Here is a 21,209-nt window from a genome sequence, read left to right as displayed (position 1 = left end):
TTAATATATAAAGGTTATGTTAGGCTACGAAAAAGAACAAAGAAGTTTAAATACAGAACAAAAACAAGCAGTCGGATTACTTTCTATAGGTACATTTCTAGAGTATTTTGACCTTATGCTTTATGTGCATATGGCGGTGCTTTTAAATAATTTATTTTTTCCGGAATATGATCCTTTCACTTTTTCGTTGCTTACTGCCTTTTCTTTCTGTTCTACCTATTTGCTAAGACCTATAGGAGCATTAATATTTGGGTATATAGGCGATCATTTTGGACGTAAGATTGTAGTTGTTTTAACTACCCTATTAATGGCTATTACTTGTGTGATTATAGGCAGCATGCCAACATATGCACAGATAGGTATAACAGCCTCTTGGGTTCTTACTATATGTCGTATAATTCAAGGTATGTCAGCAACTGCAGAAGCACGAGGTGCAGAGCTGTACTTAACCGAAAATTCATCTCCTCCTATACAATATCCATTAGTAACAATTATAACCGTATTTTCTGCCGTAGGCACTACGGTAGCACTAGGTATTGCATCAATTTTTACTAATCAAAATATTTATCACCATGAGTCAAGTTGGCGTATAGCCTTTTTCGTTGGTGCAACTATCGCTTTTGTAGGTACTATTGCAAGGACTAGTTTAAAAGAAGCAGATGCATTTTCAAATAAAAGAAACAAATTAAAACTAAGACTTCAAGAAAATAATATTATGCTTGAAGAAATTGACAAAGATATTCTAGATCAAAAAGTTCCAAACACCACCTCTATTTGGTATTTCTTTATCCAGTGTGCTAGACCACCGTGTTTTTATTTCGTATATATATATTGCGGTGATATATTAAAAAGAGAATGCGGATTTACTCCAAATCAAATTATAAATCAAAATTTTTGGGTATCTATAATAGATTTACTCGGTATTATCGGTCTTGCATTTATTAGCTATAAAATCCATCCTTTAAAAATCCTAAAGGTAAAATTATATCTATTTTTTACCTCTCTCATTTTTTTTCCTATAATGTTAAATTATAACCCTACTCCTTTATATATTTTTATTTTTCAATGTTTAGCTGCATTATTCGTATTTGATCACGTACCAGCAGCTCCTATATTTTATAAATATTTTCCGGTTTTTAAGAGATTTACATATACTAGTATGCTAAGTGCAATAGCAAAATTATTTACTTATATTATAACGTCATTTGGTTTAGTTTATATTACCAATTATCTAGGATATTGGGGATTATTTTTAATTTTCATTCCTGTAGGTATAACTTTTTTTATGGGAGTAACTTATTTTGAGAAAATGGAAACGAATCGAAATTTATAATTTTATTAAAAGTAGAATTTATATTAAATTTTAAATTATTTTTATAACATTCAGCATATATAAGCTCTGAAACTGAAGGTATTTCAAGTATTTCACTTAACACTAAAAAGCTTTTTAATGTCTCTTTAATTATTTTATTAGCTTTTTCAGGCGATTTTGCTTCCAAAGTTTGTAAATTATGTATTCTATCAAAAAGTTTTATAAGAGCAGTATCGTATCTTTTTTGTTTAATTAATAAAATAAGACTTTTCTCGCTACTTATTTTGCCCCAAGGTTTAATTCTAGTTAGACCTGCTACATGCTTTGCTACTTCTTCATCAAAAAGATTGCTAATCATTTCTTCAGTAAGTTCAGTATCTTCAATAGTATCATGAAGTAATGCAGCTTGTAGCATTCTAAAAGTAAAGAGTTTAGGCACTTCTTTTGCTACAAATTCCGCTACCATAATTGTTACTGCGATTGGATGAGAATAATAAGGGTCACCTGAGTAACGCATTTGCTCACCATGATATTTACGAGCATAATAAATACCTTTTTGAACTTCTCTAATATCGATAGGTTGTTTTACTTGGGTATTTAAAAATAAAAGCCTTTCGATTAATTGATCTGAATATTTACAGCTTTCAAAATTTTTTTCCCAATATTCTATATCTTTCATAAAATCGTTCCATTATATATATATATATATAATATTTTATTGTTTTTTTTTATGATTATCTTTTATATTTTCTTTTTAAAATCCAATTATTATTTATTAAAAATCTCTATATTTAATAAATTTTCCATTTTTAATGCTAAAAAATAACTATATACTAAAAAATAGTTTTTTACAAAGGTTTATATGTCATCCTTAACTATCACCTACATTTTTCTCATTACAACAATATTTCTTTTTCGTCTGTATGGCTGAGGAAGTATTCTTTTGAGGGTTTTTACAAAGAACATTACAAAATCTTTTACCAAAACAGCAGATTTTAGCTGTTATTATAGCATCTTTAATATTTAGGATCACATATTTTCAAGGCAGACTAATATATATATATATATAGCTTTAAGCACTATATGCGGTTTTTTCTATGGTTATGCATATTATAAAACAGACAAAATATTATGCTCTGTGATAGTTCATTTTGGTCTAAATTTATGCCATGTATTATTATTTACTTATCCTGCTCTTAAAACTTTGTGAAATAAATGTAATTTTAATAGACAAAGTTATAGAGTTTTTTTATTTACAAATAGTAAACATAATAACTAAGTTTTATGAACAAAGACATCCCTACGGATTTATTACCTTCAGAATATGAGTTAGCAAGCTCTAGTAATGCTGCTTTGACCCTATTTTTAATGGAAGCAACCTTATTATTCTTGTTTGGTTATTGCTGCTACTGTTGTTTCAATAATGAGCAAAAAGATATGAGGTTTGAATTAATCGGTGATCACCACGAACATGATGAATAATATTTTTTAATTATTGCATGGTTCTTAATGTCATTCCTGCGAAAGGCTTGCCTACGTGGCTCGAAAATAGTTATTGCGAGGAAATTATGTAATAATTGACGAAGCAATCTAAGAAGTTTGTTATTATTTCATGAGATTGCCATGCAGTCTACGACTGCTCGTAATGACAGGATGGTATCCACGCAGGCAATGCTCAACCTACAATTTACTTGGATCAAAGCTAAAATTAATCTCTTTCCAATGGTTAAAGCGTGCAGAGTCAAGGTTTTCGATAGGGCTTGCTTGCCATACCGCTCTAATTGCATTATCTGCCAAAGCTTCACAAACACTAGCCGGAATATTAGGACAGATTTTTTTGTTAACCTTTGCCTGCTCAACATTACCTGCTTTATCTAGCGTAATACTAATAATGACTTTTACCTTATTATTACCTCTAACTCCTGCCGGTACATTACTCCAATGTCTTTCAATCTGTCTTTTTATCAAAGATGTTTCACTATCGGAAAGAGGCAGCCCATCCGTATAAACCCCTTTAGCTTCTTTTGCATTATCAGCTTTTTTTGACCTTTGATGCTTATTGGATTTTACATTATCCCCTTCCGAAGATTGCTCTAAATGCTTCAGCAAAGAATCAAGCTCATCAGTTTTAGGCTCTTTTTTCTTCACCTCTTTAGATTTCTCAGCCGGTTTCGTTTCCTCTTTCTTTTCTTCGGGCTTCTTCTTTTCTTCTGCTTGTTTTTTTTCTTCTTCTTTAGGTTTTGCTTCCTTTACTTCTTCTTTCTTCGCAGGTAACGCTTCTTTTGCTTCTTCAGACTTTGGTTCTTCTATAGGTTTTTTCTCTTCTATTTTAGGCTTTTCTTCCATTGTTTTAGCCTCAGGCTCTTTTGATTTTTCTTCTTTAGGCAAATCTTGCGGTTCTTCTTCTTTTGGCTTACTCTGCTCAGATTTTTTAGCGTCTTCGTTTTCTATAGGGGCTTCTTTTTGCTTTGTCTGAGTGATAATATTTGATTTATCGCTAACAGGTAACATTTCAAAAGTTATGGTTTGCTCTTCCGGTAATTTTTCAAAAAGTGACGGCATACCGAATAGAAAAAAATATAAAAGAAGTAAGTGCAGAACAACAGAGAAGCTAAGGAAAACCGTAAAATTATCCTTATTTTGATTACTTTTCATTATTTTTAATATTTGAAATAAGAGCTACACGAGAAAAGCCGGCAGCATGAATTTCGGCAACTATCTCTACTACCTGCCCATAAGAAACATTTCTATCGCCTCTTACAAAAATTCTAGCATCCTTTTTTTCTTTAGTGATATTTGCAAGCTTGTCGGTTAAATGCACTCTTTCTATTGGAATTTCAAGTAAGAAAATTTTGCCTTTATTATTGATAGTAACAACCAAAGGCTCATCCTGATCTGAAATCGGGCTTGAATTTGTCTCAGGCAAATCCACGTTTACTCCTGACACAAGCATTGGAGAAGTAATCATGAAAATAATTAATAGCACAAGCATCACGTCAACAAGCGGCGTAACGTTAATTTCGCTCACTACCGCTCTTTTACTTTTTCTATTACTTCCGGCAAGCTTTATAGCCATTACATTTTCTCCTGATCAATTGCCTTAGAAAGTATAGAGTTTAACTCAATAATAAAATCTTCAATCTTATTATTGATAAGAGTAATACGGGAAATCAGATAATTATAAAAAATTACTGCCGGAATAGCGGCAAATAAGCCTATCGCAGTTGCAAGTAACGCCTCAGCAATTCCGGGAGCTACTACGGCAAGAGAAGTATTTTTTGAAGTAGCAATCGATTGGAAGCTATGCATAATCCCCCAAACGGTACCGAATAAACCTACGAAAGGAGCACTTGATCCAACAGTTGCCAAGAAGCTTAAATTTTTCTCGAGCTTTTCGACTTCCCTATTTTGAGCTAAGTACATTGCACCCGTTATACGCTCTTTATGGTTGTTTTTTAAGCCTTCAGAAAGCCCTTTAGTGCTTAAGCTTTTACACTCATCCATAGCTGAGACAAAAATTAAAGCTAGCGGATTATTAACCGACCTCTTTATGCTTTCATATAATTGCTCTAATACTCCACCGGACCAAAACACATTTTCAAATGCCCGCATGCTTTTCTGCACTTGCACTAGCTTAAATATTTTATCCAAAATAATAGCCCATGACCAAATAGAGGCAATAAGCAACATCAGCATAACTGACTTACCGATAATGTCGGAGGAGCTTATTAAAGAAAAAATCGATAAATGATCTTGCGTCATGACTTCTAAACCGTCGCTAATATTAGTATCTGCACTCATTGAATATATATTATTTAAATTATTCTAAAATTAAATAATATATTCATATTTTATTTTTGTCATTAGGTTATGTGAAAAATTTTAGTAATCAATTTAGTATGGCTTTTGAAAAACACTTCAGTGTCATACCGTGGCTTGACCACAGTATCCAGAAAACAACTAAAAATACTAATAATATTAGTATTTTTAACTGGATTCTGTGAACAAATCACGAGGTGATACATATTTTTTAAACCATTAATTTAATATCTCTTGACTTATGTCAATTCTTCATATAAAATACCGCTCTTAAATTTAACCTAAAGTTGTACATAAAATTAATTCAATATTTAAAAAAACTTGAATCTATAGCTTTTGGTCCACGGCTTAATAAATACAAACAATTATTTACCTCAGACGAATTAGAAACTGAGCTGTTTGACATAATCATTCAAACTCAAGAAAATAAAAAACATTTTAATAAAGAGTTATTTATATTATCTAATAACGTTATTGAAAAAGAAAAGAGATAAAGCAATCAGAAGTTGCTGTTATTTTTTCTTCGGACTATAGAGCAAATTTATATTCTGGGACTGTTGCGAGATGAGAGGATAGCAGGTATAATTAAAAAAAACAAAAAATATGTTCATATGTCTGAGTATCAAATGATAATGGTAAGTTTAGATGAGTTAATAAGTGTGGATCATCAATATCGTAAATTCAAAAGTTTATTCAATTTTAAAGCAGTTGAAGCTGAGTTATTAGCAGTAGAATGCGAAGCTAACTATAAAGGCTATGGTATAGTGAGGCTGTTTAAATGTTTGCTGCTGCAATTTATGGAAGACTTATCGGATCGGGAATTGGAACGTTATTTAGCTGATAGCACAGCGGCAAAATGGTTTTGTGATTTTGCTCTTACAGAGAAGACGCCTGATTATAGTGTATTTAGTAAAATACGTAAAAAAATAGGCACTAATTTACTATCAAAAATATTTGTAAAATTCCGAGATCAACTACGAGCACAAGGCTATATGGGTGAAGTATTTACCTTTGTAGATGCTTCTCATTTAATCTCAAAAGCTAATCTTTGGGAGGAACGTGATAAACTAAGAACACAAAAATATGATAAATTGAATAATGAGACTCTGCCTAAGGTTGTAAAGGATAAACAAGCTAAAATTGGCTGTAAGGGAGCAAATAAATTTTGGTATGGTTATAAAAAACATGTGAGTGTCGATATTCAATCAGGAATGATCAATAAGGTTGCAGTTACCCCTGCAAATGTTACTGATAGCAAAGGTTTTAAGCATGTTATGCCAAGCTCCGGTGCTACATATGTTGATAAAGGTTATTGTACAATCTCTGCCAAGAATGCAGCAGCTAAAAAGGGGTTCCATCTTTGCTCAATAAAGAAAAATAATATGAAAGATAAGAATTTTGACCTTGATAAATATTATACGAAAATCAGAGCACCTTTTGAGAGGGTATTTTCAAAAGATAATAAACGGGTTAGATATATAGGAATTGCCAAAAATCAATTCTCTGAATTTATGAATGCCATATGTTTTAATTTAAAACGATTAGTGGTTTTAACAACTTTAATAGCTTAGAGAAATTTGTTAATAAAAATCCTAACTCTGTAAACAAATCTCTATTAAATTACTATACTATTGAATAAATTTTATCTCAATATTAAACAGAATTTCTTTTTAAAAATATTTGGACAGAGCTAAATATTTATTTATCTGTTTTCCTCTCATTTTACTATTAAAAATTATCTCGCAACAGTCCCGTAACGTATAATTGGGTCCACGTAACTCCGAAGTTTTATAATAGCCTTTTCATACAAATTTATTTGATGCTCAGGTATCTTATTTAAAAGATCAGAAGCCGTTTTAAATTGCTTACTACATAGGGCAAGTGAGAATGCGAGAAGTATGTTGTTTGGGGTATCACTAATTGCTTTTAGTTTTGCGGTTAATATTGATTGCTGGTTTTTGTTAATTTTTTTATTGGAAATTCTGTTATAAAAAGCCATGTATTCACAGCCATCATATATTGATGAATAGAAAGGAACTAAGGGATTTTTTTATTACATCTAACGTCTTATAAGAAATTTCATATGGATTAGTTAACATTTCTAGAATGTATTTTATATATTCTACCGGCACATATTGTATTAAGTCATTAGCTTTATCACATTTGCCTTGTATTCTATAATTAGACCATAAATGATAGGCTGCTGTTGGATGTGTAGGTAGAAGCACAAAAGCATGTTCATAACATTTAGTGGACATATCATAGCTCCCGGTTTCTTCATAAACACGCCCTGTTCTATAATACCACTGGGCTAAAACCTGATTTTCAGTATTAGTATTTAACGAAAAAATAGATTCTTCAAGTAAAGCTTTTACCCCTTCAAAATTTTTATTTTCCATTAATAAATCAGAGAATTGACCTGACAAATCTAAACTGGATTTTATATACGGTACTAGTGCTTGGGTAATTTTAAGCTTAGATTCCGGTTCAATAAGCTTTAGTACTGGGAGTAGATATTCTGCACATTTGCTATATTGTTCAACTTCTTTTGCAAAGTAATTAAAATATAGATTTATTGCTGCAATTATACATTTAAATATCTCTTTAGCAGCTTCATTGTGTCTATTTAATATACTACATTGAAAGGCAAGACTCATTATTTGAATTTTGGTTAGCGTATCAGGTGGTATAGAAATGATTTTATCCGGCATCCATTTTATGAGTTCACCATCTAATTGATATTCAAAAAAGCCTGGTCTCTGTATTATTTCATAATTTTTCAATAATTCATGATTTGTGTAACTTTCATATGGATAATTAGGCATTAATTTATGTATTAGTGAATGCTTAATTTCTGTAGCTTTCTTTCTACTTACTGTAGATTTTGCACTATTTAAATGTCCAAATATATAATGCATTACTTCTATAGCGACACCAACAGTTGGTATAGATGAAAAGTTTTTATCCATTTCTACTAAATCAAGACCGGAAAAGTTTTTTCTAAAATTTCTTATGTTACTTTCTGATAATATATTGAGGGTGTTATAAACCGTGATAATATCAAGCTTAAAAGTAATTGAAGGCGCTGCATTGTTCATGAATATAATTTAGTATTAGTTGGGCTTAAGAACTGCTACAATGTGATAGGAAAGGTTTAAAATTTTACATAGAATTATTATTAAAAACTTATAGTGTATGAACTTTTTATTACTGGATTTCTGCTTCTAGCTAGGAATGACATCGAGAGGCTCAATTAACTCACAAAGCAATTCTTTCTAAGTAATGTCTATTCAAACCCAAATCCAGTAAAATATTTATGAAACTATCCGGTATCATGACCTATCATTTTAACTTTATCATAATGATGAGGTGATTCAGATTCACGATATATAGTTGTGTCGTCATCCATATAGTAAATAGAATAAGATGGAAGGCCATAAGGTCTAAAAAACGTGTCTTTACTTATAACTTTAGGAGTTTTATCGGATTTTTGTATATTTTCTGATTTCAGCATATTAATTTTCTTAATAAATGATTGTTTTATTAATATATAATTTTTATATATTATCACAAGAATAATTAATAGCTATCTACAGAACCTAGAAATTCAGATTTATCAATTGCAGTATTATATTCATAAAGATATTCTAAATATTTTTGCAATTTTAAAGTATTTTTTTGAAACAATGGGTAATTATTTGATTGTTCGTGCTTTGATAAATTGAAATATTTTCTCGCCAAGAATTTCTTATCTTGAACATTATTAAAAGCTTTGATTTTTGAATATCTGTCTTGTTGTTTTTCTTGTAAAAAATAATCTTCATAGTCCTTATAATTCTTTGGAAGATTTAATATAAATCTAGCATATTGTTCTAACTGAAAGTTAGTTAACCAAGTAAATATAGAATGGGACTGTTGCGAGATAATTTTTAATAGTAAAATGAGAGGAAAACAGATAAATAAATATTTAGCTCTGTCCAAATATTTTTAAAAAGAAATTCTGTTTAATATTGAGATAAAATTTATTCAATAGTATAGTAATTTAATAGAGATTTGTTTACAGAGTTAGGATTTTTATTAACAAATTTCTCTAAGCTATTAAAGTTGTTAAAACCACTAATCGTTTTAAATTAAAACATATGGCATTCATAAATTCAGAGAATTGATTTTTGGCAATTCCTATATATCTAACCCGTTTATTATCTTTTGAAAATACCCTCTCAAAAGGTGCTCTGATTTTCGTATAATATTTATCAAGGTCAAAATTCTTATCTTTCATATTATTTTTCTTTATTGAGCAAAGATGGAACCCCTTTTTAGCTGCTGCATTCTTGGCAGAGATTGTACAATAACCTTTATCAACATATGTAGCACCGGAGCTTGGCATAACATGCTTAAAACCTTTGCTATCAGTAACATTTGCAGGGGTAACTGCAACCTTATTGATCATTCCTGATTGAATATCGACACTCACATGTTTTTTATAACCATACCAAAATTTATTTGCTCCCTTACAGCCAATTTTAGCTTGTTTATCCTTTACAACCTTAGGCAGAGTCTCATTATTCAATTTATCATATTTTTGTGTTCTTAGTTTATCACGTTCCTCCCAAAGATTAGCTTTTGAGATTAAATGAGAAGCATCTACAAAGGTAAATACTTCACCCATATAGCCTTGTGCTCGTAGTTGATCTCGGAATTTTACAAATATTTTTGATAGTAAATTAGTGCCTATTTTTTTACGTATTTTACTAAATACACTATAATCAGGCGTCTTCTCTGTAAGAGCAAAATCACAAAACCATTTTGCCGCTGTGCTATCAGCTAAATAACGTTCCAATTCCCGATCCGATAAGTCTTCCATAAATTGCAGCAGCAAACATTTAAACAGCCTCACTATACCATAGCCTTTATAGTTAGCTTCGCATTCTACTGCTAATAACTCAGCTTCAACTGCTTTAAAATTGAATAAACTTTTGAATTTACGATATTGATGATCCACACTTATTAACTCATCTAAACTTACCATTATCATTTGATACTCAGACATATGAACATATTTTTTGTTTTTTTTAATTATACCTGCTATCCTCTCATCTCGCAACAGTCCCTTTGTTTAAACTTAGATCTTAGTTTTTCTAAATCTTTATTTTTCTTAGAGAACGGTAATATTTTAGATAATAATTTATTATTTTTGTTGAACATGTAGTTGCTCCCGTGATTACACTTAAATTGCTCAAGTTTTAACCACCGCAGATTTTAACTTCGGGTGGTTGGGACGTTCAAAGAACCGTCACAGAACAGTTATAATAGCTTTTAGGTTTAAAGCTTACACTTTAAACCTTGTACATAGCTACTATCCCCCAACCAGGAAGTCGAGGATTATACCATTTATACGGCTGATAATAACGCTTGGGATAGAGGCTTTGAAACCCCGGCATAACGTCACCGCTATTCTTGCAAGAGATTTTAGCCAATTTTTTGAAATATCAATTAGCTATCCATGTCATTCCTGCGTGGATCAGTTTTTTCGTCATTGCGAGGAAAATTACATAGTAATTTGACGCAGCAATCTTGAGAAGAATTCCTGAGATTGCCACGCTCACTAACGTTCGCTTGCAATGACGACTTGATATCCACGCAACAAAACCTCCACGGGAATGACATCGAGCTGGTTTTACCAAACCACTTAACAAAGCTTATAGTTGATATAATGATAAATTTTAAGAATGTTCCTCTTCTTGCTGTTTATACCAAAGTTCGGCATAATAGCCTTTGTGCTGTAGCAAGGTTTTATGGTTACCCCGCTCAACTATATAACCGTTATCTAAAACGATAATCTCATCTGCATCGATAATAGTTGAGAGTCTATGGGCAATGATAAGGGTAGTATGGTGAGCCGAGATCTCTTTAAGGCTTGCTTGAATTAGCTTTTCGGTTTTAGTATCAAGCGAACTTGTTGCCTCATCAAAAACATATATTGCTGGATTTTTTAAGATGGTTCTTGCAATTGCAATACGCTGTTTCTCACCGCCCGAAAGCTTTAAGCCTCTCTCGCCTACCTGCGTCTCATACCCTTCGGGTAACGTGCTAATAAACTCATGAATATGAGCATTTTTTGAGGCTGCTATAACTTCATCGTAGCTTGCTGCATTATTACCGTATGCGATGTTGTAATATATCGTATCGTTAAACAGTACCGTATCTTGCGGAACAATTCCAATAGATTTACGCAGCGATTGTTGCGTGACTTCTCTTATATCCTGACCATCAATAGTAATATTGCCGCTATTAATATTGTAAAACCTAAAAAGCAAGCGTGATATCGTCGATTTCCCTGCCCCACTACTACCGACTACTGCTAAAGTTTTACCACTCTTTATCGTAAAACTTATATTATGTAAAATCGGACGTTCCTGATTATAAGCAAAGCTAACATTATCGAAACTAACCTCACCTTTTAAGATAATTAGCTCCTTAGCGTTCAAAGCATCCTCTACTTCTGCCGGTATATCAAGCAGCTTAAACATATCTTCCATACTAACTAGAGCATTTTTAATTTCTCTATAAGCAAAGCCAAGTATTGAAAGCGGAATTGATAGCTGAAATAGATAAGTATTAACCATTATTAAATCGCCGACGGTCATTTTATTTTGGTTAATAGCATTTGCTGAAAGTATCATAAGGCTAACAAGCCCTAAGGATATTATAACATCCTGCCCGATATTTAAAATCGATAGGCTGTTAGTAGTTTTAGTAGCTGATTTTTCATAAGTTTGTAAAGCCTCATTAAACTTTATCGCCTCATATTCTTCATTACCGAAATATTTAACGGTCTCAAAATTCAGTAAACTATCGATTGCTCTATTATTGGCGGTGTTATCGCTTTGGTTCATTTCCCTTGCAAAAGAAATACGCCAAGTACTGATTAGGCAAGTATAACCAACATAAACTATCATTGTTATTAAAATAGTTACGGCAAACCAAATACCGTAAACATACCATAACATCCCGCTTACTAATATAATTTCTACGCTTGTCGGAAAAATATTAAATAACGAATACCGCAGTACCGCTTCAATACCTTTAGTACCACGCTCTATTGACCTACTTAAGCCCCCTGTTTTTCTGGTAATGTGAAAACGCATACTTAAATTATGCATGTACTTAAAGACATTTAGAGCAACTAAGCAAGTTGCTTGATGTCCTACTTTTGAAAAAATGATATTTCGTAATTCACTGAAAATTTGAACAAGTATTTTTGTTCCGCCATATGCAACAATAATCCCGATAATAACCGAAAGAGCAAAGTTTTTATTTAGCCCATCTATTATATATTTATAAACAATAGGAACGAAAATATTTATTACTTTAGCTATGACTAGACAAATAAGAGAGGTAACAATACGCAGGCGTATATCAAAATCCTTCGACCATAAATACGGCAGAAGTAGATGGAATGAATTTTTGCGAGTTTTGTTTTTGGACATTTTGAAGTTTTTGTAGTTTTCAGCATCATTGCGAGCGGGCATTGCTCGCGTGGATACTAAATCGTCATTGCGAGCGACCGTAGGGAGCGTAGCAATCTCATGAAATAATAACAAACTCCTTAGATTGCTTCGTCAATTACTTCGTAATTTCCTTGCAATGACGTTTTTATTAATTACGCTCCGGCAGCAGGTGAAGTCGTCTTTGGCTGATTTTCTAACAGCTTATCTAGCCTTCCCTCTTTTTCAAGATCAAACAGAGCATCACAACCGCCAACATGCATATTATCTATAAATATCTGCGGGACGGTCTTTTTTCCACCGGATTTCTTAATAAATTTTTCTTTCTCTTCCTGAGTAAAATTACTTACTTCAATTTCCTCATAAGCAACATTTTTCTCATCAAGCAATGCTTTAGCTTTTATACAATAAGGACAACTAGCGAGAGTATAAACAATAATTGTGTGTAATATAGCTTTATTCATAATGTTATATTTTTTTGTTAGATTTTAATATATTATCTTAAACTATAGTTTTTAAAGCAAGTAAAAATGCATGAATAATTTTTCTATTATCTCAGAATATAAACCGGCAGGCGATCAACCAAAAGCAATAGATGAAATTATAGCAGGGTTAAGTAGCAAAAAACGCTCACAAATGTTGCTTGGTATTACGGGATCAGGCAAAACCTTTACTATGGCAAATATTATAGAGAGAACTAATCGTCCTACTCTTATTATGGCTCATAATAAAACTTTAGCTGCCCAAATCTATTCAGAGATGAAATCGCTTTTTCCAAAGAATGCCGTTGAATACTTTGTCTCATATTATGATTATTACCAGCCCGAAGCTTATATAGCACGCACCGATACTTTTATAGAAAAAGACTCATCAATTAACGAACAAATTGATTTAATGCGTCATGCCGCTACAAGATCGCTATTAGAGCGTCGTGACGTTATAGTAGTTTCTTCCGTTTCCTGTATTTACGGGCTTGGCTCTCCCGATTTATATTACCAAATGACGGTTAATCTAGAGCCTGGTCAAAGCTACCCTCGTGATAAGCTACTAAACGATTTGATAAATCTACAATATGAGCGTAACGATATCGGATTTGAGCGTGGCTGTTTTAGAGTTAAAGGCGACAACATAGATATTTTCCCCTCACATTACAGCGATAAAGCTTGGCGTTTATCGTTTTTCGGTAATGAACTCGAATATATCCATGAATTTGATCCCCTAACAGGTGAAAAACTTGCTAAGCTCGATAAAGCTATGGTTTTTGGTAATTCACATTTTGTGATGCCTCAAGAAACGGTCAATAATGCCATATCAGGTATTGAAGAAGAATTACAAAAACGCTTAGAGTTTTTAAAGTCACAAGACAAACCACTTGAAACTCAAAGGCTAAATCAACGTACTCAATATGATCTTGAAATGTTAACGGAAACCGGCAGCTGTAAAGGCGTTGAAAACTACTCTCGCTTTTTCACAGGACATAATGCCGGTGAGCCGCCTCCTACATTATTCGAATACCTACCAGAAGATGCATTATTATTTGTTGATGAAAGCCATGTATCCGTACCGCAAATTAGAGCAATGTATAACGGCGATCGAGCAAGGAAAGAAATTTTGGTAGAGCATGGGTTTCGTCTACCCTCTGCACTTGATAACAGACCTTTAAAATTTGAAGAATGGGAAAAATTTAGACCACAAACTGTGTTTGTATCTGCAACTCCAGGACCGTTCGAGTTAGAAGAAACCGGCGGCACGGTTGTAGAATTGATTATCAGACCTACGGGGCTGCTTGATCCTGAATGTATTATCAAACCCGCTACTAACCAAGTTGAGGATTTAATTAGCGAAATTCAAACCACTATCGCTCAAGGTTTTCGTGTTCTAGTCACCACCTTAACTAAAAAAATGGCAGAAGATTTAACCGCCTATTTGCAGGAGCTAAAATATAAAACTTCTTATTTACATTCTAACGTTCATACTCTAGAGCGTATAGAGATTTTACGAGACTTAAGACAAGGTACTATTGATGTTTTAGTCGGTATTAATCTATTAAGGGAGGGGCTTGACATCCCTGAATGCGGCTTAGTTGCTATACTTGATGCAGACAAAGAGGGGTTTTTGCGGTCGGAAGTATCGTTAATACAAACAATAGGAAGAGCTGCAAGAAATAGCGCGGGTAGAGTTATACTTTATGCCGATAAAATGACTAAATCTATCGATAAAGCCGTTAGTGAAACGTTGCGTAGAAGGCAAATTCAGCAGGAATATAATGAAAAACACGGCATAATTCCAAAAACCATCAACCGTGCTATTCACGCTTTAGCAGAATTTGAGAAAATCGATAGTAAGCTTGATAAAAAACAAGCTCATACTTTATTTGATAATCCTGCCAAGCTAAAAATCCATATTGATAAATTAAAGAAAGAAATGCTTAAAGCCGCAAGTAATCTTGAATTTGAACAAGCCATAAAACTTCGTGATCAGCTAAAAACTCTAGAAGAGGCGGCACTCGAGTTGAGTTAATAGTGTGCGTTGTGGATACCAAAATCGTCATAGTCATTGCGAGGCAAAACTGTAAGTTTTGATGCAGCAATCTCAGGAGTTTGTTATTATTTCATGAGATTGCTACGCAGCCTATGGCTACTCGCAATGACGATTCAGTGTCCACACAGGCAACACCATTAACAACACCTAAAACTCCTACGATGATACGGTGATAAGCCGTGTATATTAATAGCTTCGATATGTTCTTTGGTACCGTAGCCGGAATTTTTGTGCCATAAATATTGGGGAAATTCAGCACTTAAGTCTAGCATCAAACGATCCCTAGTAACTTTTGCAACAATAGAAGCCGCAGCAATCGATAATGATAAATTATCACCGTTAATTATACTGACAAATCTTTCATCCTTAAACTGCATATTACCGTCAACTAACACTATTTCTGGCTCAAGGCTAAGATTTGCTACAGCAATAGAACAAGCTTTTTTAGTTGCCTCTAATATATTAATATCATCAATTTCGGTATGAGAAATAATAGCAGTTGCCCAAACATAATTACTAGTGATTTGTTCATATAGTAATTCTCTTTTCTTTTTGGAAAGCTTTTTAGAATCTTTAATGCCCGTTATAATATTGGCGTTATCTACTATAACGGCACTTGCTACTACCGGACCTGCAAGTGGTCCTCTACCTGCTTCATCTATACCTGCTACAATACAGTTATGATATTTTTTTTCAAAATGTAATAGATCTACTTCCATAATTGTATTTTTTTAATTTTTGATATATGATAGAGCAGTTTAGAATTACAAAAAAGGAAAAGTGCAAAATTATTTTCAATTATTAGGACTTCCGCAAGAGTATAATATTAATTTAAAGATATTAGAAAAGCAATATTTTGCTATGCAGGTAAAATATCATCCCGATAAAACAAAAACTTTGCAGGAAAAGGAACAAAATCTAATTACTGCGGCTGAATTAAATAACGCTTACTCTACTCTTAAAGATGCCTTAAAGCGTGCTGAATATATGCTGCTTTTGCAAAATATAAATTTAGATGACGAAAAAACACGTAGTTTACTTTCGCCTCTAGAATTAAGCATATTCTGGGATGAAATGGAAATAATCGAAAATACTATCTTATTTAGTGATTTAGAAAAAATAAAAGACAAATATGAATTAATGAAAAAGCTTGAAATTGATTCTTTAAAACAAGCTTTTGAAGAACACAATCTATCAGACGCAACTATAAAAACTAGCAAGCTTAAATATATTGGGACATTGCTGCATAAACTGCAAGAAAAAATAAAATCATGCAAATAATAGAAATTAGGGAACCGGAGCAAGCTGATTTTAAGCAAGAACGGCAAATAGCAGTCGGTATCGATTTTGGCACTACTAACTCATTAATAGCTATTGCAGCTAATAGAAAAGTTAAAGTTATTAAATCTATAGATGATAAAGAATTAATCCCAACTACTATAGATTTTACAAGTAACAATTTTACTATAGGTAATAATAAAGGACTGCGTTCTATTAAAAGACTATTCGGTAAAACATTAAAAGAAATTCTAAATACTCCGGCACTTTTTTCGTTAGTTAAAGATTATCTAGATGTAAATAGTAGTGAGCTTAAGCTAAATTTTGCAAATAAACAACTGAGAGTCTCTGAAATTGCAGCAGAAATTTTTATTTACCTAAAAAATCAAGCAGAAGAACAATTAAAGACTAATCTAACTAAAGCAGTAATAACAGTACCTGCACATTTTAACAATGCAGCAAGAGGCGAAGTAATGCTTGCGGCTAAAATAGCAGGTTTTGAAGTATTAAGGCTAATTGCCGAACCTACTGCAGCTGCCTATGCTTACGGCTTAAACAAAAATCAAAAAGGCTGTTATTTAGTATATGACCTAGGCGGCGGCACTTTTGACGTATCTATTCTTAATATACAAGAAGGTATTTTTCAAGTTATAGCAACAAACGGCGATAATATGCTTGGTGGCAACGATATAGATATAGTAATTACACAATATCTTTGCAATAAATTTGATTTACCTAATTCTATAGATACTTTACAACTTGCAAAAAAAGCAAAGGAAACTTTAACATATAAAGATAGTTTTAATAATGATAATATATCAATTAATAAGCAAACATTAGAGCAATTAATTTTACCCTTAGTAGGACGTACTATCAATATAGCTCAAGAGTGTTTAGAACAAGCAGGAAATCCAAATATAGACGGAGTTATTTTAGTAGGGGGTGCAACCCGCATTCCTTTAATAAAAGACGAATTATATAAAGCATTTAAAATAGATATTCTATCAGATATCGATCCTGATAAAGCAGTTGTATGGGGGGCTGCATTACAAGCAGAAAATTTAATAGCACCCCATACAAATTCATTATTGATTGATGTAGTACCTTTATCGCTGGGTATGGAATTATATGGCGGTATAGTTGAAAAAATCATCATGCATAATACTCCGATTCCTATTTCGGTAGTAAAAGAATTTACGACTTATGTCGATAATCAAACCGGTATACAATTTCATATATTGCAAGGTGAACGTGAAATGGCTGCCGATTGCCGCAGTTTAGCCCGATTTGAGTTAAAGGGACTTCCTCCTATGAAAGCAGGATATATTAGAGCCGAAGTTACTTTTGCTATTGACGCAGACGGTATATTATCCGTTTCTGCTTATGAGAAAATCAGCAATACATCACATGCTATAGAAGTAAAGCCAAATCACGGTATTGATAAAACGGAGATTGATATTATGTTAGAAAACGCGTATAAAAATGCTAAAATAGATTATACTACAAGATTATTACAAGAAGCAGTAATTGAAGCAGAGGCTTTAATCTTTAGCATAGAACGTGCTATAGCGGAATTAACAACTTTATTATCGGAAAGTGAGATATCTATAATTAATTCTTTATTAGATAATATAAAAGAAGCCGTACACGCTAGAGATCGGATCTTAATTAATAATTCTATTAAAGAGTTTAAATCCAAAATAAAAAAATCTATGTATACAAAGTTTAATATAATAATTAATGATTTGCTAAAAGGCAAAAATATCAATCAAATTAAATAGCCTCAGTTATATATAAAATATTATATATAATCGAACCAATTTAGATAAGGAAAAATAAGAAGAATGTCAGGAAAAATAAAAGTAACATTTATTATAAATGATGGAGAAGAAAAAACAGTAGAAGCACCGATAGGGCTTTCTATTTTAGAAATTGCCCATAGTAACGATCTAGACCTTGAGGGAGCTTGTGAAGGATCGCTTGCTTGTGCTACTTGTCACGTTATTTTAGAAGAAGAATTTTACAACAAATTAAAAAAACCTACGGAAGCAGAGGAAGATATGCTTGACTTAGCCTTTGGTCTTACCGATACTTCTAGATTGGGATGTCAAATTATTTTAACCGAAGAATTAGACGGCATAAAAGTACGCCTTCCTGCTGCTACTCGTAATATAAAATTATAATGGATTAAAAAAGTGATACGTAAAATACTTCTTTTTGTGTTTTTAGCCTTTACTATAATATGGTTTGCAACTGCATATACTATAAAAAATAACGTTGTAAGTTTAATGAAGAATTCTGAATCCGATAATCTTAAAATATCTTATAATGCAGTTAAGTTTTCAGGCTATCCTTTTAATTGGAAAATTACCGTAACGGATCCTAAAGTAAAATTAATTGATCATGTAAATTCTAAAGAATTTACATGCGAAAATATTGTACTAAATATAGCTTTTAGTACTAAAAGAGCCGCTCTTAATTTCGGTCCTTTTATTAGAGAAGTCGATAATTACGGCGACAAAACATTTACCTATGATGTACGCAGCGATGATGACATAAAGGGTATAGGAAAATTTAATAAACCTTTATATAAAATATCAAAAGATGATAATTTAAAAGAAATATTAAAATCAATTCAGTTAAATAATAAAGCATTATTGATATTTAAAGATAATCAAGAAATCTTTAAAATTAATGATTTAGCATTTCTTATAAGAAAACAGAATTTAGCAAGTGAGGAAAATATATCCTTATTTTTAAACATGAATTATTATTCAGAAAAAGATATTGTGAATTTTAAAAATGCTAATTTAGATATTGCTGCTTCTTTAAAATTTGCTGCAGACGGAGAAGATTCAGCTATTTTACAAAATTTTAATATAGAAAGATTTATTTTTACTTGTGATAATGATTCTAAAGTTAATTTAAACGGTGATTTACAACTCTTTGCCAATAAATTACCGAAAGGAAAACTATATTTTGAGCTGGAAAATTATAATTCCATAGTTGATAAATTATTACCGAATAATATTATTTTTTCTAAGAAAATAATTAAAACAATTATTGCTAAAGTAATTAATAAAGCTTCCGACGCGCAATTAAATACAGAGCAAAATAATGCAAATTCGGCTTACAACAATATAGAAAAAGCTAAGTTTGATATTGAGTTTTCAGACAAAGGAATAAATATCGGTTCTATTAATTTATTAGAACTAAAACTTGGTGAACATAAAGAAGACCAAAAATACCGCAAATAATTCAAATTCGTTTTATGAACAATTTTAAACTAGCGACTATTATTAGCATATTTCTTATTTGCAGTAATATTTATGCTGCTCCAAAAGTCATTAAAATCGGTACCGGCTCTATTTTAAAAGGATATTATGCTATTGGACTTGATTTATGCAAGACTATTACAAATGACGATAAAAATAATGAACATATTAAATGCGAAGTTGTTGCAACAAACGGTAGTATAGAAAATTTAAAATTATTACAACAAGGCAAAATTGATTTAGCCCTAGTGCAAGCTAATATTGCAGTAGAAGCATATGAGGACATAGGTTATTATCACGATCAAGAAAAAATGCAAAATTTACGTCAGGTGCTTAATCTACATGATGAGTTTTTTACGGTTATTGTAAAAGATGAGGATAAAATAAAAGTTTTTGCTGATATTGACGGAAAAAAAATAACTAATGGTCCGACATTTTCCAGTAGTCATATTACTTATGATGTCGTACGTTCTTTATATAAATTTGCTAAGGAACCTGAAGAGCTACATATTAATTATGAAGATTCTAGTGATCAATTCTGTAATAAGGAAATAGATGCTATAATAATGATGGTTGGACATCCTAACCCCTTAGTAAATTTAATAGCTAATAAGTGTGAAATTGATTTCATTTCTATTGACAATGATAAAATAACGGAATTAATAAAACAAAATAGAGCTTTTCATAAAGCCATACTTCATAAGGGCTTATATCCAGGGATTACCGATGATCAAACTACAGTAAAAGTATCGGCAATCCTAGTAACTAGAGATGAGGCGAATCGTGATATTTTAGATAAATTTATCGGAGCTTTTCATAGAAACGTAGCAAATTTTAAACTTTCTAATTACTTATTAAATAACCTGGACATTAACTATTTCACCGATACTAAAAATTTTGTTCTACCAAAACATGATTCAGTAAGAAACAAAAACTAACAATATATTATGTCTGAAAATACTATATTTAAAAATATACTGATACCTATAGATTTAAATGATAAAAAATCTATAAAAGGTATTCTTTCTAAGGCTTTAATGCTTGCGACGAACTTTCAAGCAAAATTACATTTTATGTATGTAATTCCTGAATTCGGTACGAAAATGTTTGAAGATTATTTACCTAAACATTGGAGAACGGAGAAAAAAGAAAAGTATAAAGCTCAAATTAAAGAGCTTATCAAACAATATATTCCCGATGAAATTGAAACAGATTATTATATAGGTAGCGGTGCCGTTTATGATGAAATAATTAAGCACTCTAATGAAATTAAAGCCGATTTAATAATAATCTCTGCAGTCAGACTACAATTAAAAGATTATATGCTTGGACCTAATGCTTCTAAAATCGTCCGTCATTCAGATATATCAGTGTTAGTAGTAAGAGACGAGTAATAATTATTTACGACTCTTGGGAGTGCATTGCTAGCGTGGGTCCATAATCGTCATTGCGAGCAGCCGTAGGCTGCGTGGCAAT

Annotated in this window: 23 protein-coding genes and 2 pseudogenes; 12 read left to right on the top strand and 13 right to left on the bottom strand. The window is 31.9% G+C overall.

Annotated elements, in window-relative coordinates; all coding sequences use genetic code 11:
- Positions 1-16 precede the first annotated feature (16 nt).
- On the top strand, positions 17-1,333 hold the full coding sequence (locus tag C4Q30_RS08030) for an MFS transporter (RefSeq protein WP_103897678.1): 1,317 nt from the start codon (positions 17-19) through the stop codon (positions 1,331-1,333).
- On the opposite strand, the gene C4Q30_RS08025 is transcribed toward C4Q30_RS08030, so the two are convergent.
- The gene (locus tag C4Q30_RS08025; protein ID WP_103897677.1) at positions 1,284-1,991 is read right to left on the bottom strand and encodes an HD domain-containing protein; all 708 of its coding nucleotides are present in this window, start codon (positions 1,989-1,991) and stop codon (positions 1,284-1,286) included. The genes C4Q30_RS08030 and C4Q30_RS08025 overlap by 50 nt on opposite strands.
- 354 nt (positions 1,992-2,345) lie before the next feature.
- On the opposite strand from C4Q30_RS08025, the gene C4Q30_RS10745 reads away from it, so the two are divergent.
- A complete protein-coding gene (locus C4Q30_RS10745; protein ID WP_103897772.1) occupies positions 2,346-2,522 on the top strand; it encodes a CPBP family intramembrane glutamic endopeptidase in 177 nt (58 codons plus the stop codon).
- A 74-nt stretch (positions 2,523-2,596) separates the two neighbouring features.
- Positions 2,597-2,794 (top strand): hypothetical protein, encoded by a 198-nt coding sequence (locus tag C4Q30_RS08010; protein WP_103897676.1) that lies wholly within the window; start codon positions 2,597-2,599, stop codon positions 2,792-2,794.
- Between the two features lie 198 nt (positions 2,795-2,992).
- On the opposite strand, the gene C4Q30_RS08005 is transcribed toward C4Q30_RS08010, so the two are convergent.
- The 3 genes from C4Q30_RS08005 to tolQ are packed head-to-tail and all read right to left on the bottom strand — an operon-like array spanning position 2,993 to position 5,113.
- Entirely contained in the window at positions 2,993-3,967 is a 975-nt protein-coding gene (locus C4Q30_RS08005; RefSeq protein WP_103897675.1) for an energy transducer TonB, read from the bottom strand.
- The gene (gene tolR / locus C4Q30_RS08000; RefSeq protein ID WP_103897674.1) at positions 3,957-4,388 is read right to left on the bottom strand and encodes a protein TolR; all 432 of its coding nucleotides are present in this window, start codon (positions 4,386-4,388) and stop codon (positions 3,957-3,959) included. Before tolR ends, C4Q30_RS08005 begins: the two co-directional genes overlap by 11 nt.
- Positions 4,388-5,113: a protein TolQ gene (gene tolQ, locus C4Q30_RS07995; RefSeq protein ID WP_103897673.1), complete on the bottom strand. Its 726-nt coding sequence runs from the start codon at positions 5,111-5,113 to the stop codon at positions 4,388-4,390. The genes tolR and tolQ overlap by 1 nt, the downstream gene beginning before the upstream one ends.
- Before the next feature lie 305 nt (positions 5,114-5,418).
- On the opposite strand from tolQ, the gene C4Q30_RS07985 reads away from it, so the two are divergent.
- Together C4Q30_RS07985 and C4Q30_RS07980 are read left to right on the top strand one after the other, a co-directional pair.
- On the top strand, positions 5,419-5,625 hold the full coding sequence (locus C4Q30_RS07985) for a hypothetical protein (RefSeq protein WP_245207548.1): 207 nt from the start codon (positions 5,419-5,421) through the stop codon (positions 5,623-5,625).
- A 12-nt stretch (positions 5,626-5,637) separates the two neighbouring features.
- The gene (locus C4Q30_RS07980; protein ID WP_209445222.1) at positions 5,638-6,702 is read left to right on the top strand and encodes a transposase; all 1,065 of its coding nucleotides are present in this window, start codon (positions 5,638-5,640) and stop codon (positions 6,700-6,702) included.
- 194 nt (positions 6,703-6,896) lie between these two features.
- Here the strand turns inward: C4Q30_RS07980 and C4Q30_RS10590 are convergent.
- From C4Q30_RS10590 to grxC, 8 genes and pseudogenes are all read right to left on the bottom strand, one after another.
- Positions 6,897-7,130: pseudogene (locus tag C4Q30_RS10590) on the bottom strand (hypothetical protein); the annotation flags it as partial.
- Positions 7,131-7,143: 13 nt separating this feature from the next.
- Positions 7,144-8,229, bottom strand: coding sequence for a tetratricopeptide repeat protein (locus tag C4Q30_RS07970; protein ID WP_245207547.1), 1,086 nt, complete (start codon positions 8,227-8,229; stop codon positions 7,144-7,146).
- Positions 8,230-8,453: 224 nt separating this feature from the next.
- Positions 8,454-8,645, bottom strand: coding sequence for a hypothetical protein (locus C4Q30_RS07965; protein WP_103897770.1), 192 nt, complete (start codon positions 8,643-8,645; stop codon positions 8,454-8,456).
- Positions 8,646-8,710: 65 nt separating this feature from the next.
- Positions 8,711-9,112 carry a hypothetical protein gene (locus tag C4Q30_RS08915; RefSeq protein WP_198913028.1) on the bottom strand — a complete coding sequence of 134 codons (402 nt, stop codon included), beginning with the start codon at positions 9,110-9,112 and terminating at the stop codon, positions 8,711-8,713.
- Positions 9,113-9,221: 109 nt separating this feature from the next.
- Positions 9,222-10,235: a transposase gene (locus C4Q30_RS07960; protein ID WP_209445201.1), complete on the bottom strand. Its 1,014-nt coding sequence runs from the start codon at positions 10,233-10,235 to the stop codon at positions 9,222-9,224.
- Positions 10,236-10,467: 232 nt separating this feature from the next.
- Positions 10,468-10,608, bottom strand: coding sequence for a hypothetical protein (locus C4Q30_RS09235; protein WP_209445221.1), 141 nt, complete (start codon positions 10,606-10,608; stop codon positions 10,468-10,470).
- A gap of 246 nt (positions 10,609-10,854) precedes the next feature.
- The gene (locus C4Q30_RS07955) at positions 10,855-12,621 is read right to left on the bottom strand and encodes an ABCB family ABC transporter ATP-binding protein/permease (RefSeq protein ID WP_103897671.1); all 1,767 of its coding nucleotides are present in this window, start codon (positions 12,619-12,621) and stop codon (positions 10,855-10,857) included.
- Positions 12,622-12,794: 173 nt separating this feature from the next.
- Positions 12,795-13,103 (bottom strand): glutaredoxin 3, encoded by a 309-nt coding sequence (gene grxC / locus C4Q30_RS07950; RefSeq protein ID WP_010976927.1) that lies wholly within the window; start codon positions 13,101-13,103, stop codon positions 12,795-12,797.
- A 70-nt stretch (positions 13,104-13,173) separates the two neighbouring features.
- Here grxC and uvrB point away from each other — a divergent pair, with 70 nt between their 5' ends.
- On the top strand, positions 13,174-15,159 hold the full coding sequence (gene uvrB, locus C4Q30_RS07945; RefSeq protein WP_103897670.1) for an excinuclease ABC subunit UvrB: 1,986 nt from the start codon (positions 13,174-13,176) through the stop codon (positions 15,157-15,159).
- Positions 15,160-15,317: 158 nt separating this feature from the next.
- On the opposite strand, the gene C4Q30_RS07935 is transcribed toward uvrB, so the two are convergent.
- The gene (locus C4Q30_RS07935) at positions 15,318-15,899 is read right to left on the bottom strand and encodes a ribonuclease HII (RefSeq protein ID WP_010976924.1); all 582 of its coding nucleotides are present in this window, start codon (positions 15,897-15,899) and stop codon (positions 15,318-15,320) included.
- 61 nt (positions 15,900-15,960) lie between these two features.
- Here C4Q30_RS07935 and hscB point away from each other — a divergent pair, with 61 nt between their 5' ends.
- From hscB to C4Q30_RS07905, 6 genes and pseudogenes are all read left to right on the top strand, one after another.
- On the top strand, positions 15,961-16,461 hold the full coding sequence (gene hscB / locus C4Q30_RS07930) for a Fe-S protein assembly co-chaperone HscB (protein ID WP_103897668.1): 501 nt from the start codon (positions 15,961-15,963) through the stop codon (positions 16,459-16,461).
- Positions 16,452-18,239 (top strand): Fe-S protein assembly chaperone HscA, encoded by a 1,788-nt coding sequence (gene hscA, locus C4Q30_RS07925; RefSeq protein ID WP_103897667.1) that lies wholly within the window; start codon positions 16,452-16,454, stop codon positions 18,237-18,239. The genes hscB and hscA overlap by 10 nt, the downstream gene beginning before the upstream one ends.
- Positions 18,240-18,302: 63 nt before the next feature.
- Entirely contained in the window at positions 18,303-18,641 is a 339-nt protein-coding gene (locus tag C4Q30_RS07920) for a ferredoxin family 2Fe-2S iron-sulfur cluster binding protein (protein ID WP_004996492.1), read from the top strand.
- A gap of 12 nt (positions 18,642-18,653) precedes the next feature.
- Positions 18,654-19,743 (top strand): annotated as a pseudogene (locus C4Q30_RS07915) (RP198 family tick cell line-upregulated protein).
- Positions 19,730-20,671, top strand: a complete 942-nt coding sequence (locus C4Q30_RS07910; protein ID WP_103897665.1) for a TAXI family TRAP transporter solute-binding subunit — start codon at positions 19,730-19,732, stop codon at positions 20,669-20,671. Before C4Q30_RS07915 ends, C4Q30_RS07910 begins: the two are co-directional and overlap by 14 nt.
- A gap of 9 nt (positions 20,672-20,680) precedes the next feature.
- Complete coding sequence (locus tag C4Q30_RS07905; RefSeq protein WP_012736528.1) at positions 20,681-21,127, top strand: universal stress protein; 447 nt, start codon at positions 20,681-20,683, stop codon at positions 21,125-21,127.
- The last annotated feature ends 82 nt before the right edge of the window (positions 21,128-21,209 follow it).

Origin of the sequence: Rickettsia fournieri, assembly GCF_900243065.1 — a bacterium.
GTDB lineage: Bacteria > Pseudomonadota > Alphaproteobacteria > Rickettsiales > Rickettsiaceae > Rickettsia > Rickettsia rickettsii.
This window is presented reverse-complemented; position numbering and strand designations above follow the sequence as displayed.

Bases quoted from the DNA above. Each gene is read 5' to 3' on its own strand.
- C4Q30_RS08030 (WP_103897678.1), top strand. From the start codon at position 17: ATGTTAGGCTACGAAAAAGAACAAAGAAGTTTAAATACAGAACAAAAA.
- C4Q30_RS07935 (WP_010976924.1), bottom strand. From the start codon at position 15,899: ATGGAAGTAGATCTATTACATTTTGAAAAAAAATATCATAACTGTATT.
- C4Q30_RS07965 (WP_103897770.1), bottom strand. From the start codon at position 8,645: ATGCTGAAATCAGAAAATATACAAAAATCCGATAAAACTCCTAAAGTT.
- C4Q30_RS07970 (WP_245207547.1), bottom strand. From the start codon at position 8,229: ATGAACAATGCAGCGCCTTCAATTACTTTTAAGCTTGATATTATCACG.
- tolQ (WP_103897673.1), bottom strand. From the start codon at position 5,113: ATGAGTGCAGATACTAATATTAGCGACGGTTTAGAAGTCATGACGCAA.
- C4Q30_RS07955 (WP_103897671.1), bottom strand. From the start codon at position 12,621: ATGTCCAAAAACAAAACTCGCAAAAATTCATTCCATCTACTTCTGCCG.
- uvrB (WP_103897670.1), top strand. From the start codon at position 13,174: ATGAATAATTTTTCTATTATCTCAGAATATAAACCGGCAGGCGATCAA.
- tolR (WP_103897674.1), bottom strand. From the start codon at position 4,388: ATGGCTATAAAGCTTGCCGGAAGTAATAGAAAAAGTAAAAGAGCGGTA.
- C4Q30_RS08010 (WP_103897676.1), top strand. From the start codon at position 2,597: ATGAACAAAGACATCCCTACGGATTTATTACCTTCAGAATATGAGTTA.
- grxC (WP_010976927.1), bottom strand. From the start codon at position 13,103: ATGAATAAAGCTATATTACACACAATTATTGTTTATACTCTCGCTAGT.
- C4Q30_RS07910 (WP_103897665.1), top strand. From the start codon at position 19,730: ATGAACAATTTTAAACTAGCGACTATTATTAGCATATTTCTTATTTGC.
- hscA (WP_103897667.1), top strand. From the start codon at position 16,452: ATGCAAATAATAGAAATTAGGGAACCGGAGCAAGCTGATTTTAAGCAA.
- C4Q30_RS08025 (WP_103897677.1), bottom strand. From the start codon at position 1,991: ATGAAAGATATAGAATATTGGGAAAAAAATTTTGAAAGCTGTAAATAT.
- C4Q30_RS07905 (WP_012736528.1), top strand. From the start codon at position 20,681: ATGTCTGAAAATACTATATTTAAAAATATACTGATACCTATAGATTTA.
- C4Q30_RS07920 (WP_004996492.1), top strand. From the start codon at position 18,303: ATGTCAGGAAAAATAAAAGTAACATTTATTATAAATGATGGAGAAGAA.
- C4Q30_RS08005 (WP_103897675.1), bottom strand. From the start codon at position 3,967: ATGAAAAGTAATCAAAATAAGGATAATTTTACGGTTTTCCTTAGCTTC.